Origin of the sequence: Mycobacterium colombiense, from assembly GCF_001665835.1 — a bacterium.
In the GTDB taxonomy this organism is placed as follows: Bacteria; Actinomycetota; Actinomycetes; order Mycobacteriales; family Mycobacteriaceae; genus Mycobacterium; species Mycobacterium colombiense_A.
Genome location: NZ_LZSX01000088.1, coordinates 1 through 14,491 on the forward strand (window position 1 = coordinate 1; position 14,491 = coordinate 14,491).

Below are 14,491 nucleotides of genomic sequence, written 5' to 3' on the forward strand. Positions count from 1 at the left end.
GGGGATACGTATGCGAACGCGTCGCCGGATCTGTTCGACTTTTTGAACAACGCGGTGATCACCTCGCGCACGATCAATGCCCAGCAGAAGGATCTGGATCAGGCGCTGTTGGCGGCGGCCGGGTTCGGCAATACCGGTGCGGATCTGTTCAACAAGGGTGGCCCGTACCTGGCGCGCGGCGCCGCCGACCTGATCCCGACGGCGCAGCTGCTGGACACCTACAGCCCGGAAATCTATTGCCTGATGCGCAGCGAACACGATGCGCTGCCCGCCACCGGTGCCTCCGAGGGCGGATTCAACGGCTACTCGTTGAACATGGACACCGAGGTGCTCTCCGGGCTGGGACTGATCGCGAACCCGGTGTCCGCGGTGCCCGTCATCGCGTCGCTGGTGGGCGGCATCGCCGGAGTGGTCGGCGGCGCGCCCAACCCCTATATCTATCCCGAGAACCTGCCGCGGGTGAACGCGCGTGGCGGGCCGGGCGGCGCCCCGGGATGCTGGCAGAAGATCACCCGCGATCTGTGGCCCGCGCCCGAGCTGATCATGGACACCGGCAACAGCATCGCGCCCTACAACCACCTGGACACCGGATCGCCGTATGCGATCGAATACGTCTGGGGCCGCCAGGTCGGCGACAACACGATCAACCCGTAGGGAGTGCGCTGGTCGACGCCGGTTGTGAGAATGCTTACCAGGCAGCCCAATTCGACCCGACTCAAGCCTGGGAGGCCGCCTCCGCCCGAGCGCTGGCCTTCACGTCACGCCCCGCTCCGGCCGACATGGAGGCGGCCTCGCCGCGAGCCAAGCCGACCGTCGCAACGATCACCACGACGAGCGTCACCGCGAGGACAAACCACTCCCAGCCGCCGGCTTGCAACGTCTCCGCGAGCACGATGATGCCGAGGATCCCACCCACCACGGGCTTCGCCACGATGATCGTCGGCAGCGAGGCGGTGAGCGCGCCGGCTCGATAGGCCGATTGGTGATAGATCATTCCGGCGACCCCGCAGGACACCAGGGCGTACAGCTCGAAGCTTTGCCACACCTGCCCGGGGTGGTGTTCCAGGATGTCGACGACGCCCTTCATCAGGACCGCGAACACTGCTAACAAGGTGCCCGCCACCGCCGCCAGCAGCAGCGCCGCGACCGGGCGATCCGACCAGATACGCGCCCCCAGCAAACCCAGCAGCAACAGTGGGCCGATCACCACGGCCACCACGACCCACGTGTGCAGCGGCGCCCGCTGCTGGCCGCCGGTCGGGTCTCCGACCGCGATGAGCGCGGCCAGCGCCACCGCCAGCACCAGCGCCCAGGTCCACTCCCGCCGGGTGATGGGGTTACCGGTCATCCGCGTGTAGATCGGCAGGGCGAACAAGAGTGCCGTCACCTGCAACGACATCACCAGCAATACCGAGCCCTTGTCCAGCGCGGCGGCCAGCAGTACGTAGCTGCCGATGTCGCCCAAACCGCCCAGCCACCAACGCTTGTCGCGCAGCAGCATGCCGAACAGCGTCAGGTGGCCCACCCGTTTGTCGGTGACCTCCTGAGCGGAACGTTGCCGGACCACGTTGCCGATCGCGGACGCCAGCGCGGCGCACAGCGCGAGAACGGCCGCCAGATTCGCGTCCGACATGGCATTACCTCCTCGCTGGGTGCGGTTGCGCTACTGATCCAATCTAGCCGCGCCCCGCGCGGGGGGCGTGCCGCAGGGTTGCCCGGGCGGCAGGGCGGGGTGGCCGGGACGCCTCAGAGCGGGAATTTCGTCCCGGTGAGCCGCTCGGAAAGTTCCCAAAGGGCGGTGGCGGTGCCGGCGCGCTTTGCCGGCCAGTTGCGCCACGTCGGCTGGGTGCGGCCGTACAGTCCGAATCGCGGGCCGACGAAGGTGTCGCCCGGCAAATCCTGCGAGACCGCGTACAACGTCTGGCGGGCGCCGAAGTCGGCGTCGGTGGACACGATCCGGTCGACCGCCAGGACCGCCGCGTCGCCCAGCTTGCGGCCGGAGTTTCCCTGCAGGTTGGTGTGCGACCAGCCGGGGTGGGCGGCCAGCGCGCGCAGCGACGTGGGGACGCCGTCCAAGCGCCGCTGCAGCTCCTTGGTGAACAGCAGGTTGGCCAGCTTCGACTGGCTGTAGGCCAGCCAGGCCGAATACGGCCGGGACTGAAAGTTGAGGTCTTTGAGGCTGATGTAACCGAAATGGTGCATCAGCGAGGACACCGTCACCACGCGGTCGGTCAGCTTGGGCAACAGCAGGTTGGTCAACGCGAAGTGGCCGAGGTGGTTGGTGCCGATCTGGCCCTCGAAGCCGTCGACGGTGACCGCGTGCTTGGTGGCCATGATGCCGGCGTTGTTGATCAAGACGTCGACCGATTCGATGTCCTCGGCAAAGCGCCGCACAGCGGACAGGTCTTGCAGGTCGAGCTGGCGCACCTCGGCTGTCCCGGCCGTCCTCCCGGTTGCCGAACCGGTCATGCGTGCGGCGGCGGCCCGGCCCTTGTCGGTGTTGCGGACGGCCAGGATGACGTGGCCGCCGACCCGAACCAACTCGCGGGCGGTGATCTCGCCCAGCCCGGCGTTGGCCCCGGTGATGATGACGGTTCGTCCGGCGAACGAGGGCAGCTCCGCTGCGGTCCAATCGGGCATGGCAAACACCCTAACTTCGCAATTGCGACGGGGGTCTCCGGGCCGCGGCGTCGTGCGGCCGTGTGCGGGAGCGTTACTGGTGCACCGGTACGCCCGGGTATCGTGCCTGGGATGACCAGCGAGATCCCACCTGAGCGATTGCCCGAAGGGCGGAATTTTGTCGGGCACGCATCGGGGATCGCCGGATGTATCTAGGCGTCATCGTCAATCCGAAAGCGCGGAAGAATCGCGCCGCTTCCGCCGACCGCATCGCCGAACTGCGTCGCATCGTCGGCTCCCGCGGCGAGGTCCACGAGACCAACTCGATCGAAGAGCTTCGCGACGCCATCCGCCAGCTCGCGCCACGGGTCAGCCACCTGGTGGGCGACGGCGGTGACGGCGCACTGCACTGGTTGATCAACGAGATCGAGCGCTGCATCAGCGATCCGCAACGCTGGCCCGCGTTCGTCCCGACCAATGGCGGCAGCGTCAACGCCGTCGCACGCAAGGCCCGGGTGCGCGGGCGGCCCGAAGGGATCATCCGTGCGCTGACCGCCGCCGCCGAGGCGGATCGACCACCGCCCGACGTGAGCCTGGACACGTTGGTGCTCGACGGCGAAACCGCCGACGGCGCGGCGTTTCACCGGCTCTGCTTCGGGCTGGCGGCCGGCGGCGTCGGAAACCGGTTCTACGACCGGTATTACGACTCACCCGATCACGGCCGGCTGGCCGTCGCCCGGGTGATCGGCCGCAGCTTCGGCGACTACATCACCTCCAAGGTCGCCCCCGGCCGCGTCAAGACGCCGAATTACGCCTCCATCCTGTTCACTCCGACGCGAGCGCGCGTGGTCATCGACGGCGACGAGGTCCCGTCGCGCACGCACAGCCTGCTGCACGCCGGCGCGATCGACCTGCGTATCGGTGGCCCATTTCGGTTGTTCCCCAAGGCTTCCGAGCCCGGTGCGCTGCATTTTCAGGCCGGAAACCTGCGGCCATCCAGGATCGTGGCGCAGCTCCCGACGGCCCTGACCAACGGCATGCTGCGCGGCGAAGGGCTACGCGATGTCATCGGCCACGAGATGATCATCGAAGCCGAGGACGAGCCGCTGTCGCCCATCATCGACGGCGAGCGTTTCCTCGGCATCGTGAAACTTGTGGCCCGCGCGGGCCCGCGGATCCGCATCGCCCGGCCCACGTAGCCGGCTTCGGCCGGCGCCCGTCGCGCGGATCGGCCCGGCAAGCTGCTGGTGCGGCGGCGCGGCCGGCTCCGACTGCTTGCCGGGTCGCCGAACCGCGTCAGAAATTGCGCTTTTCGCTTTGCAATATCGTCAATAGGGGTGACGAAGGTAAAAGTCTTATTTTGAGTCGGGTGCGCGTTGGATGGCGAATAGTAAATGTGTGAATTCGTAGATACGTAGTTCAGTATTTCATGTCGAAGATCGGACGTAATGCCTGGTCACTCATCACTGAGATACTGAAGTACGTATGCGCGTAGATCAGCATCCGTGCAATTAATTTCGGCTTCTAAGTTTATCCTGTGAATGTAGTGTGCGATGGCCATTAATGCTGGTCGACGTTTTGCTCGGGGCGGGCGCAGGGCGCTACATTGGTTTTATATTCACGACGGAAGTCGCTCTCGGGCTAAGCCAACCTGGAAGGGGGATCACTCCTACGATGGAGACGCTGATCGATTACCTGCAGATGTGGGAAGCGCAGAAGCCGGACCAGACCCTTTTCCGGTTTGTCGACGCCGACGGCCGCGAACTCGAGCACTACACCTACCAGGCCTTCGCCGAACGCACCCGCGAGCTGGCCGCCTACCTGTCCCAAGAGGCCGGCCTCAAGTCGGGCGATCGTGCGCTGCTGGTCTACCCGCCCGGTCTGGAGATGATCGCGGCGCTGTATGCGTGCGCGCGCATCGGGGTGATCGCCGTTCCGGTCAGCCCTCCCTTGCCGATGTCCTTCGATTCCGGACTCGCCAAGCTCAGCTTCGTCGCCCGCGACTGCCGGGCCGTGGCCGTGCTGTCGACGAAGCAGTTCGAGTACGACTTCCGCCAGCTGCTGGGCCAGCGCCCTGGCGAGCAGGTCTGGACGGGCGGCTCCGACGCAGGCCTGCCGGAGCTGCCGTGGTACGCGACCGACGGCGCGCAGGACTTCGGCGGCGCCCCGGTCGCGGACACTCCCGGCGAGGTGCTCTTCCTGCAGTACACATCGGGCTCTACCAGCGACCCCAAGGGTGTGATCGTCACCCACGCCAACATCATCGCCAACGGTTTCGCCTTCAGCGGCGGCGAAGTGGTCGTGGCCTCCTGGCTGCCGCAACACCACGACATGGGGTTGATCTCGGCCTACATGTTCGTCGTGCTGCTGGGCGGGACCACACATGCGATGTCGCCCCTGGACTTCCTCGCCCGGCCGTCGTCCTGGCTTCGGCTGATCAGCGACGTGCACGCCACGCACACGCCGGGACCCAACTTCGCGCTCGAGTACTGCCTGCGCGAGGACAAGCTGCCCGCCTCCGAATTGGCCGGCGTCGACCTGATCAGTCTCGAATGCATCGTGGTGGGCGCAGAGCCGCTGCGCGCCAACACCTTCGCTCGCTTCCGGCAGCGGTTCGCCGAGTACGGTCTGCGGCCCGAGGCGCTGACCGGCGCTTACGGCATGGCCGAATTCACCCTGACCGTGTCGATCCGCGGGCGCCAGACCATTGCGGTGAACAAGCGTGGGCTGGAGAAGAACATCGCTCGTGTCGAAAAGGCGCTGCCCGAAAACAGCAACCAGGTCACGTTGGTCAGCTGCGGCAAGCCCATCGAGGGAGCCCTGGTTCGCATCGTCGATCCGGATTCGCGGCAGGCGTTGCCCGACGGCCGGGTCGGTGAGGTCTGGCTGGCCGGACTTTCCAAGGGGGCCGGGTATTGGAACCGACCGGAGCTCACCGCGGAGATTTTCGGCGCACGCGTCGCCGGCGATGACGAGCACACCTACCTGCGGACCGGCGATCTGGGCTTCCTTTACGAAGGCGAGCTGTTCGTCTGCGGCCGTAGCAAGGACCTGATCATCGTCCGCGGCGTCAACTGCTACCCCTCCGACATCGAAGCCGTCGTCGAGCGCACCGCCGCGCAGGTCCGTAAGGGCTGCATCGCCGCCTTCTCTGTCGAGCACGATGAGTCCGAAGCGCTGATCGTCGTCGCCGAGGTGCGTGACGAGCACAACCTTCCGGACGCCAAGGCCGTGGCCCGCGCGATCCGGCGGCACTGCCACATCGACCCGCACGCGATCGTGTTCGCACCGCCGCGCAGCATTCCCAAGACCACGTCGGGCAAGATCCGGCGCTCGTCGACACGCCAGCTGTGGCTGGACGACAAGCTACCCACCTTCACCAGCTGGATCAACCAGTCGGCCAACCGGACTCACGATGGCCTGGCTGCCGGCGCGGGTCCGCTGGAGCGCTTCCGCAATCTCATCGAGAGCTACGACCTCAGCGGCGACGAGGACTGCTCCTTCGCCGATCTGGGCATCGACTCGCTGGCGCTGGCCGAACTCCGCACCGACCTGCAGGCGCTGCTGGAGGAGAACGGCGCGGGGGAGCTGGCCGAAGAGGTGAACACCCGCCTGTTGCAGCGGCTGACGGTGTCCGAATTCTTCGGGCTGATAAGCCAATTCGGCGAGGGATCCGGGCAGCCGCTCGAAGCCCTGCGCCGGGCGCTGGATCAGATCTCCGCCGAGTACGAGGCCCACGAGGCCGCCCAGATGCGCGCCGACGCGGCACTGCCGCTGCCGGAACTGGCACCCGCGCGGCCGGGTGAGCCCACCGACCTCCTGCTCACTGGGGCGACCGGCTTCCTGGGGCCGTTCCTGGTGAGCAGCCTGCTGATGCGGACCTCCTACACGGTGCACGCCCTGGTGCGCGCCACGGACGCCGCGCACGGCCTGGACCGCATCGTCGCATCGCTGCGCCGCGCCCAGCTGTGGACGCCGGCGCTGGAAGCCGACGTCCGCGCACGGGTCCGCATCATCTGCGGCGATCTCGCCGAGCCCGCGCTGGGCATCGGTGAGGCGGCCTTCCAACAGCTGGCGCAGCACGTCGACGCCGTCGTGCACAACGGCGCGCTGGTCAACTACGTCCGCACCTACGATGCCCTGCGCCCCGCCAACGTGGAGGGCACCCGCGAGCTGTTGCGGCTGGCAATGACCAACCACCGCAAGGCTTTCCACCTCGTCTCCAGCACATTCATCTACGGCTGGAGTACCGAGCCGGTGGTCGGGGAGTGGGACGCCAACGAAAAGATGGCCGGCCTGGACTTCGGCTACTCGCAGACCAAGTGGGTCGGCGAGCAGCTGGCACTGGCCGCGCAGCGCAAGGGACTCGACGTCCGCATCTACCGGCCCTCGCTGATCTCGCCGACCCGCGCGGGCTTCGGCAGCCAGGACGACATCCTGGTGCGGCTGACGGCGTTCATGATCGAGCACGGCGTCGCCGTCAACGCGCTCAACCAGATCAGTCTGCTGCCGGCGGACTTGATCGCGGATCACATCGTCACGCTGATGGGCCTGCCGGACGAGTCGGGCAGCGTCTTCAACATGACCGCGGACGACTACTACAACCTCACCGACGTCACCAGGATCCTGTCCGAGCGGTACGGGTATCGCTTCGAGTACCACGACATCCCGTCGTTCACCGAGCAGCTGAACCGCCGCTGCACGCCGAACGACCAGATGTACCCGCTGGTCGACTTCCTCACCCGGTCGGCGGACAAGATCGCGGCGATGCGGGACAAGCGCTACGACAACACGCAGTACCGCCACCGGCGGGAGCTGACGAATGTCGGGCTGCGCGAGCCGGCCCTGACCGAAACGGTCGATCATCTGGTCCGGTTCCTGCGCAGCGAGCGTTTGATCACTGAGGTGGAGGACGAGGCGCAGCGCAGCGCCTAGCCTTAGGATCTGGCGACGGAAAGGGGTGGCGACGATGTTCACCGTCGATGACAAGGCAACGGGCCCGCACGACGCTTCGCTCGACCACGAGCGGATTGTCCTGCAGGCGCGTGACGTCGACTTCGACTGGTCGACGCTGCCGTTCTACTACGTCCCCAACGAGCCCTTCACCACCCACTTCTGCAACGTGCTGCACCTGTTGCTGCCGGCGGGTGAGGAGTTCATCGTCGAGGCCTTCAAGGACACCTTGCCGCTGATCAAAGACGATCAACTGCGGCGCGATGTGCAGGGATTCATCAGCCAGGAGGCCATGCATTCCCAGGCGCACGCGGGGGTGCTCGGACATTTCGCGGTCAAAGACATCGACGTGACCCCGTTCACCGACCAAATGCGTTGGCTGTTCACCCAACTCATCGGCGACCGGCCGCGGTGGAGTCCGCGCCGGCGCCAAAGCTGGTTGCTCGAGCGGGTATCGATGGTGGCCGCACTCGAGCACTACACCGCCATCCTGGGCGAATGGATTCTCGACACCCCGCAGCACGACGCCATGGGCACCGACCCGGTGATGCTGGATCTGTTGCGCTGGCACGGCGCCGAGGAAGTCGAGCACAAAGCGGTCGCCTTCGACACCATGAAGCATCTGCGCGCGGGGTACTGGCGGCAGGTGCGCACCCAGCTGCTGATCACACCGGCGCTGCTGTGGTTGTTCGTCCGCGGCGTGCGGTTCATGTACTCCGTCGACCCCTACCTGCCGCCCGGCACCAAGCCGCGCTGGCGGGACTACTTCCGCGCTGCACGCCGGGGTTTGGTGCCCGGGCCATTCCAGTTCCTGCGGGTCATCGGCGCCTACTACACCCCGAGTTTCCATCCCTCCCAGCTGGGCGGGGTGGGCCGCGCGGTCGACTACCTGGCCCGCTCACCCGCGGCCCGCGCGTCGCACTGACGATGACGACCGAAGTGGCTTCAACCACGGTCGCCGCCTGCGACGGCGTGCGACTGGCGGTGCACACCTACACCGACATCGATCCCGGGCGTCCCACCATCCTGGCCATCCACGGCTACCCGGACAACCACCACGTGTGGGACGGGGTGGCAACGACATTGGGTCGCCGATTCAACGTCGTGGCGTACGACGTGCGTGGCGCCGGCCAATCCTCAACGCCGGCAGACCGTTCGGGGTATCGGCTCCCACAGCTGGTCGCCGACGTCGGCGCGGTGATCGAGCGCCTGGGCGTGAACAACGTGCACCTGCTGGCCCACGACTGGGGGTCGATCCAGGCCTGGGCAGCGGTCACCGACGACGCGGTAATGGGCAAGATCGCCTCGTTCACATCGGTCTCCGGGCCCCACCTGAATTACGCGGGCAAGTTCCTGCGGTCAGCGCGCACGCCGCAGGCGCTTTTCGACGTGGCCAAGCAGATCCTGGCCTCGTCCTACATCTGGTTCTTCCTCTGCCCGGGTGTACCGGAGCTGGCGATCCGGTCTCGGGCGACGGTGAAAGTCTTTGAGGCAGTTGAGCGCATCGGTGGATCGGGCACTCGCGGCGGGCGCGGTGCGGCGTACCGCTCCGCCGATGACTACCTCAACGGGCTGAACCTGTACCGCGCGAACATGCCGGCACCGATCCTGTCACCCCCCGCGCAATTGCCGCAGACCACCGTTCCGGTGCAGGTACTGGTAGCACGCCAGGACTATTTCGTATCGCCTGCCCTGCAACGGTTTACCGGGTCCATTCCGCAGGGCAGCAGGGTCGTCTCGATCGAGGGCGGCCACTGGGTGGTCACCGCGTACCCCGACGTCATCGCCCGGCTCACCGGCGAGTGGGTCGACCTGATCGCCCAGTCCACCGACCGTCGCGGCCTCGGCCGGATGTGAGGATGATTGTGGCACAGACTATTTGGAACGGCATTCCGGCCGACTTGTACGGCCGCCGCAGACGTGACCGGATGTACACCGCGTTGTACGGGGTCGGTGCGTTGTTCGGCGGCTTGGCGTCGGCGTCGCGGTGGACGTCCTCACGGGTGCAGTCCGTGCAGCGCACCACCACCGCGGTCGTCACCGACCGCGAACTGGTGGCGCCCGATGTGGTCGCGTTGACGCTGGCCGACCCGGCCGGGGGATTGTTGCCGTCCTGGACACCCGGCGCGCATATCGACGTTCGGCTGCCATCGGGGCGCCGCCGGCAGTACTCGCTGTGCGGTTCGCCCGGCCGGCGCACCGACTACCGCATCGCGGTGCGCCGCATCGCCGAGGGCGGTGGTGGCTCGATCGAAATGCACGAGACCTTCAAGGTGGGCGATAAATTCGAGTTCGAAGGGCCGCGCAACGCGTTCTATCTCGTCACCGACGAGCGCGAGGTGTTGTTCGTGATCGGCGGCATCGGGGTGACACCGATCCTGCCCATGATCCAGACGGCCCAGCAGCGCGGAATCAATTGGCGCGCCGTGTATGCCGGTCGCAGCCGGGAGTACATGCCGCTGCTCGACGAGGTGCTGGCGGTGGACCCGGATCGGCTCACCGTGTGGGCCGACGACGAGCGCGGCCGATGGCCCACCGCGTCCGACTTGCTTGCCGACGCCGGGCCGACGACGGCCGTCTACGTGTGTGGCCCCACCGCCATGCTGGAATCGGTGCGCACCGCGCGTAACGAACACGCCGATGCGCCGCTGCATTACGAACGTTTCGGCCCTCCGCCGGTGGTCGACGGGGCTCCCTTCGAGCTGGAGCTGGCCCGCTCGCAGCGGGTGCTCAAAGTGCCGGAGAACAGGTCGGCGCTCGACGTCATGCTCGACCGCGATTCGACCACCGCGTACTCCTGCCAGCAGGGGTTCTGCGGCACCTGCAAGGTGAAAGTGCTTGGCGGGCAGGTCGATCGCCGCGGGCGTACCGCGGAGGGTGACGACGAAATGCTGGTCTGCGTTTCCCGCGCGAAATCCGGACGAGTGGTGATCGACGCCTGAGCGCTCAGATGCGCCACGTTTGACCCCGCACCGTGCAAAATGGCCACGTGCAGGGATTCGGCTTTCACACCTTGGCGCTGCTGACCGCTGTCGGGCTCGCCGGTCCGGCGTTGGCGTCCGTGCCGCGCCTGCGGATACCGGTGATCGTCGGCGAACTCATCGCGGGTCTGATCATCGGCAAAACGGGTTTCGGCGTCGTCGATGCCACCGATCCGACCTTCCAATTGTTCGCCAACATCGGCTTCGCGCTGGTGATGTTCGTGGTGGGCAGCCATGTCCCGGTCCGCGACCCCGCGATGCGTTCGGCTGTGCCGAAGGCGTTGGCACGGGCGGTCCTGGCCGGCGCCGCGGCGGCCGCCCTGGGGTTCGGGCTGGCCACGCAATTCGGCACTGGACACGCGGCGCTCTACGCCGTGCTGATGGCCTCGTCCTCGGCGGCCATGACGTTGCCGATGATCGACTCGCTGAGTTTGCGAGGCCCGGAGGTGCTGTCCGTAACCGCGCAGATCGCCATCGCTAACGCGGCGTGTATCGTGTTGCTGCCCTTGGTGATTGACTTCCGTCACGCAGCGACGGCGGCGCTGGGCGGGTTGGCGATCACGGGCTGCGCGGTGCTGCTTTTCGTGGTGCTGCGCCGGGTCGACCGCCGGGGCTGGCGGCAGCGCATGCACGACTACTCACACCGGAATCGGCTGGCGCTGGAACTGCGGATCGACCTGCTGGTGCTGTTCGGGCTGGCGATGCTGGCCGTCAGCACCGACGTGTCGATAATGCTGGCGGGCTTCGCGCTGGGTCTGGTGATCGCCATGGTCGGCGAACCCCGGCGGCTGGCGCGCCAGTTGTTCGGCATCACCGAGGGTTTCTTCAGCCCGGTGTTCTTCGTCTGGCTCGGCGCCTCGCTGCAGGTGCGCGAGCTGGGATCGCAGCCGAAATACATTCTGCTCGGTATCGGCCTGGGGCTGGGCGGTGTGCTGGCGCATTGCGTGGCGAGGCTGCTCGGCCAGCCGCTCACGTATGCGGTGATGTCCTCCACGCAGCTCGGTGTGGCGGTGGCCGCCGCCACCATCGGCACCCAGCAGCACCTGCTGGCCCCGGGCGAAGCGTCGGCGTTGATGTTCGGCTCCCTGCTGACCATCGCCTGCACATCGATCGCGGGCGCGATCGCCGCGCGCGGCCAGGGCGCCGCCGAGCCGGGGGAGCGCGCCAAGGCCGCCAAGCCCGTTCGATAAGACGATTGGGCCCGCCGGCCGTTGGCCGTTGCGGTCATGCTTAGGCGATGCCGAAGAAATCGCTACTGGCGCCGGCGCAACCGGAATCCGGGTCGGGGGAGTACGCGCTGGGGACGTTGGCGGGCCGCCGCGCTGAGCATGGCCGTGATCGCGCCCGCGGCGTGGTACGGGCTGGGCGAACTGCGGACGAGTTTGGCGGGTCTCAGAAGTCACGGCCTTTGGGATCAGCCGCCCTGGCCAGTCTGCTGGGTCGAGGCGCAACGCTCCCCGCGCTAGCATCCCTGTATGAGAAGGGCTTTCGTCGTTACGTTCGCGGTCGGGTTGATCGTCGCGCTGTTCGGTCTGATCTGGGCGCTCCAGGGATTCGGAGTGCTTGGTGGTAGCCCGATGAGCAACACCACGACCTGGTCCATCATTGGTCCGATCACGATGCTGATCGGCCTCGTGATTGCGGTATTCAGTTGGCGGAAACTCTCGTCGAAATAGTGCTTCACGTCTAAGCCACGGTGAAGTTCACGGTGTGCCAGCCGGTGGCGCCGTCGGGGACGGTACCGACCCGATCTGCCGTTTGGACGGCTCCGGTGTTGTCGGTGGCGCGCACGGTGATGGTGTGTTTCCCGGGGCTTGTTGTCTGCCAGGGGAAGCGCCACAATCGCCATGTCTCGTTGGAATAGCTCGCACCCTGTTCAGCGGGCTGCCACACGCCATCGTCGATGAGGACCTCCACGGCCCGCACGCCACGATTCTGTGCCCACGCGACACCACCGAACACCACGGGCCCCATCGGCACCTTCTGACCACCTTTCGGCACGTCGATCCGCGACTCCGTCTTGATGGGCGCACGCGGTGCCCAGCCCTGCCGCGTCCAGTACGCCTCTGCTCTGTCATAGCGGGTCAGCTCCATCTCGACGACCCACTTGGTGGCCGACACGTACCCATAGAGCCCGGGTACTACCAGCCGGGCCGGGTAGCCATGCTCGATGGGTAGCGGCTGACCGTTGAGGCCGACCGCCAGGATCGCGTCGCGGCCATCGGTAAGCGCCTCCACTGGCGTGCCGGCGGTGAACCCATCGATCGACGTCGAAAGCACCATATCGGCATCCGGGTGCACACCGGCCGCGGCCAGCAGATCCGCCACCCGGTAGCCGGCCCAGACGCCCGTCGAAATCAAGTTGCCTCCAATAGGATTCGACACGCACGTTAGCGTCGTCACCATTTCGACGACGTCGAAGTGGGCGAGGTCATCGAAGGTGTAGGTGGCTTCGCGGTCCACCATGCCGTGGATGCGCAGCCGCCAGTCGGCGTGGCTGAGTTGGGGAACAATGAGTGCGGTGTCCACCCGATAAAAGTCGGCGCTGGGCGTGATAAAGCTCGGCAGCGCAACGCCGTTCGGTTGCGCATCAGCAGGTATTGGTGGCGCCGATGTGCGCGGTCGGGGAAGTGTGAAGCTGTTGCGGTCGGCGGCCACCGAATGCACCAGCCGCGTGGTGACCGCACCCGCCAGGCCAGTCACTACTCCGAATCCGAGCAATCCGAACACGACCAACCTGCGCCTGCCGGTATCCGGCTCGACGTGGATCGGGCTGTCTTCGGGGCTTTCCAGGCCGGCCCAGAACCGACGGGTGAGCAAGCGTAGGGTCGCCACGCCGCCGGCCGCGGCGGCGACGGTGGGAATCGTGTCGAGTGCTGTCGCGCCCTGCCGCGACAGCACTGCGATGCATCCCAGGACGCCTGCCGCGGCGATCGCGGCGCTGCCGAGCGGGCGGCGCCGAGTCTCGAGCGTCCCCGCGACTGCAGCGATCGTAGCGATCGCCACGAGCACGACGACGGCCACGAACAGTTTGTCCAGAGAGCCCAGGGTCTGGATCGCCCACTCTTTGATGGGCCCCGGTGTCAGGTCGACGACCGCTGAGCCGATCGCAGTACGCGCATCGGCCCGCGCGCCGAACGGGATTCCCACCAGCTGGGCCACCCCGAGCGAGACGGACGCGGCGGCGATCCCGGCGATCATCCGCTCATTGGACGGGGTGAAAGCCATCGGAGCTACTGTACTCGCGTTCTGCTCAAAGACTGCAAACACCTTGCCGTGCAGTCGAACCGGCGACACCGGCCTGCTGACATCGGCCGCGGCTCGGTCCTGGCGACCTCGCCTGCCGCTGACTGGCAACTAAGCCGACCGCCGGCCCTCCCCCGTCGGCGATGCCGTGACGGCGCTCGGTCGGGAGGCATGCCGATCTTGTCTCGTAATAGACGAGTTTGGAGGGTCTCAAAAGTCACTCGCAGGCTTCTAGTCGGTCTGCAACGTCAGAAAGCTGCAGTGCTTACTCACGCTTCCGTTAAGTGACGAACGCGCGCAGGATGGAGGGTTGGGGTCTCACAAGGACGAGAATGGAGCGAGCGATGAAGGCGAATGTCGGCGACTACCTCGTGGTGAAGGGCACAACCACCGAACGGCATGATCAACATGCTGAGATCATCGGGGTGCGCTCTCAAGACGGCTCTCCGCCATACGTAGTGCGTTGGCTGGTGACCGGGCACGAGGCGACGGTGTACCCCGGGTCTGACGCGGTGGTCGTCACCGCTGCCGAGCACACAGAAGCCTCACGACGCGCTGCTGCGCGGGCCGGCCACGCCGCGACATAGACACACAACGGTCCCGTGAGATTTATTGGGCCAGCGAGTAATTCGACGCGAGTCAGCGTGTGCGGGCCAACATCGCCAGCTCGCCCGTATTGGGCAGCGCTTCGC

At 66.8% G+C, this 14,491-nt stretch carries 12 protein-coding genes; 9 read left to right on the forward strand and 3 right to left on the reverse strand.

What is annotated here, in order from left to right:
- Positions 1-654, forward strand: a 654-nt coding sequence (locus tag A5760_RS20895; RefSeq protein ID WP_196772157.1) for an MCE family protein, incomplete at its 5' end; no start/stop codon positions are given.
- Between the two features lie 61 nt (positions 655-715).
- On the opposite strand, the gene A5760_RS20900 is transcribed toward A5760_RS20895, so the two are convergent.
- Complete coding sequence (locus A5760_RS20900; protein ID WP_064884308.1) at positions 716-1,633, reverse strand: DMT family transporter; 918 nt, start codon at positions 1,631-1,633, stop codon at positions 716-718.
- Positions 1,634-1,746: 113 nt separating this feature from the next.
- The gene (locus A5760_RS20905) at positions 1,747-2,640 is read right to left on the reverse strand and encodes an oxidoreductase (RefSeq protein WP_064884310.1); all 894 of its coding nucleotides are present in this window, start codon (positions 2,638-2,640) and stop codon (positions 1,747-1,749) included.
- Between the two features lie 185 nt (positions 2,641-2,825).
- On the opposite strand from A5760_RS20905, the gene A5760_RS20910 reads away from it, so the two are divergent.
- The 7 genes from A5760_RS20910 (at position 2,826) to A5760_RS20940 (ending at position 12,229) form a co-directional block, all read left to right on the forward strand.
- The gene (locus A5760_RS20910) at positions 2,826-3,818 is read left to right on the forward strand and encodes a diacylglycerol/lipid kinase family protein (RefSeq protein WP_064884312.1); all 993 of its coding nucleotides are present in this window, start codon (positions 2,826-2,828) and stop codon (positions 3,816-3,818) included.
- A 475-nt stretch (positions 3,819-4,293) separates the two neighbouring features.
- A complete protein-coding gene (locus tag A5760_RS20915) occupies positions 4,294-7,554 on the forward strand; it encodes a thioester reductase domain-containing protein (RefSeq protein WP_064884314.1) in 3,261 nt (1,086 codons plus the stop codon).
- Between the two features lie 34 nt (positions 7,555-7,588).
- Positions 7,589-8,497, forward strand: coding sequence for a metal-dependent hydrolase (locus tag A5760_RS20920; RefSeq protein WP_064884645.1), 909 nt, complete (start codon positions 7,589-7,591; stop codon positions 8,495-8,497).
- 2 nt (positions 8,498-8,499) lie between these two features.
- Complete coding sequence (locus A5760_RS20925; RefSeq protein WP_064884316.1) at positions 8,500-9,429, forward strand: alpha/beta fold hydrolase; 930 nt, start codon at positions 8,500-8,502, stop codon at positions 9,427-9,429.
- A gap of 2 nt (positions 9,430-9,431) precedes the next feature.
- Positions 9,432-10,514, forward strand: a complete 1,083-nt coding sequence (locus A5760_RS20930; protein ID WP_064884318.1) for a PDR/VanB family oxidoreductase — start codon at positions 9,432-9,434, stop codon at positions 10,512-10,514.
- A 32-nt stretch (positions 10,515-10,546) separates the two neighbouring features.
- Positions 10,547-11,743 (forward strand): cation:proton antiporter, encoded by a 1,197-nt coding sequence (locus A5760_RS20935; protein WP_064884320.1) that lies wholly within the window; start codon positions 10,547-10,549, stop codon positions 11,741-11,743.
- A 285-nt stretch (positions 11,744-12,028) separates the two neighbouring features.
- On the forward strand, positions 12,029-12,229 hold the full coding sequence (locus A5760_RS20940) for a hypothetical protein (RefSeq protein ID WP_064884322.1): 201 nt from the start codon (positions 12,029-12,031) through the stop codon (positions 12,227-12,229).
- Between the two features lie 10 nt (positions 12,230-12,239).
- Here A5760_RS20940 and A5760_RS20945 read toward each other — a convergent pair whose 3' ends face one another.
- On the reverse strand, positions 12,240-13,781 hold the full coding sequence (locus A5760_RS20945) for a molybdopterin-dependent oxidoreductase (protein ID WP_064884324.1): 1,542 nt from the start codon (positions 13,779-13,781) through the stop codon (positions 12,240-12,242).
- Positions 13,782-14,143: 362 nt separating this feature from the next.
- Between A5760_RS20945 and A5760_RS20950 the strand changes: the two genes are divergently transcribed.
- Complete coding sequence (locus A5760_RS20950) at positions 14,144-14,386, forward strand: DUF1918 domain-containing protein (protein WP_064884327.1); 243 nt, start codon at positions 14,144-14,146, stop codon at positions 14,384-14,386.
- The last annotated feature ends 105 nt before the right edge of the window (positions 14,387-14,491 follow it).

What these genes read in the sequence shown, in the direction of transcription:
- A5760_RS20900 (WP_064884308.1), bottom strand. Translation starts at nt 1,633, where the DNA reads ATGTCGGACGCGAATCTGGCGGCCGTTCTCGCGCTGTGCGCCGCGCTG.
- A5760_RS20915 (WP_064884314.1), top strand. Translation starts at nt 4,294, where the DNA reads ATGGAGACGCTGATCGATTACCTGCAGATGTGGGAAGCGCAGAAGCCG.
- A5760_RS20925 (WP_064884316.1), top strand. Translation starts at nt 8,500, where the DNA reads ATGACGACCGAAGTGGCTTCAACCACGGTCGCCGCCTGCGACGGCGTG.
- A5760_RS20930 (WP_064884318.1), top strand. Translation starts at nt 9,432, where the DNA reads ATGATTGTGGCACAGACTATTTGGAACGGCATTCCGGCCGACTTGTAC.
- A5760_RS20920 (WP_064884645.1), top strand. Translation starts at nt 7,589, where the DNA reads ATGTTCACCGTCGATGACAAGGCAACGGGCCCGCACGACGCTTCGCTC.
- A5760_RS20950 (WP_064884327.1), top strand. Translation starts at nt 14,144, where the DNA reads ATGAAGGCGAATGTCGGCGACTACCTCGTGGTGAAGGGCACAACCACC.
- A5760_RS20940 (WP_064884322.1), top strand. Translation starts at nt 12,029, where the DNA reads ATGAGAAGGGCTTTCGTCGTTACGTTCGCGGTCGGGTTGATCGTCGCG.
- A5760_RS20910 (WP_064884312.1), top strand. Translation starts at nt 2,826, where the DNA reads ATGTATCTAGGCGTCATCGTCAATCCGAAAGCGCGGAAGAATCGCGCC.
- A5760_RS20905 (WP_064884310.1), bottom strand. Translation starts at nt 2,640, where the DNA reads ATGCCCGATTGGACCGCAGCGGAGCTGCCCTCGTTCGCCGGACGAACC.
- A5760_RS20945 (WP_064884324.1), bottom strand. Translation starts at nt 13,781, where the DNA reads ATGGCTTTCACCCCGTCCAATGAGCGGATGATCGCCGGGATCGCCGCC.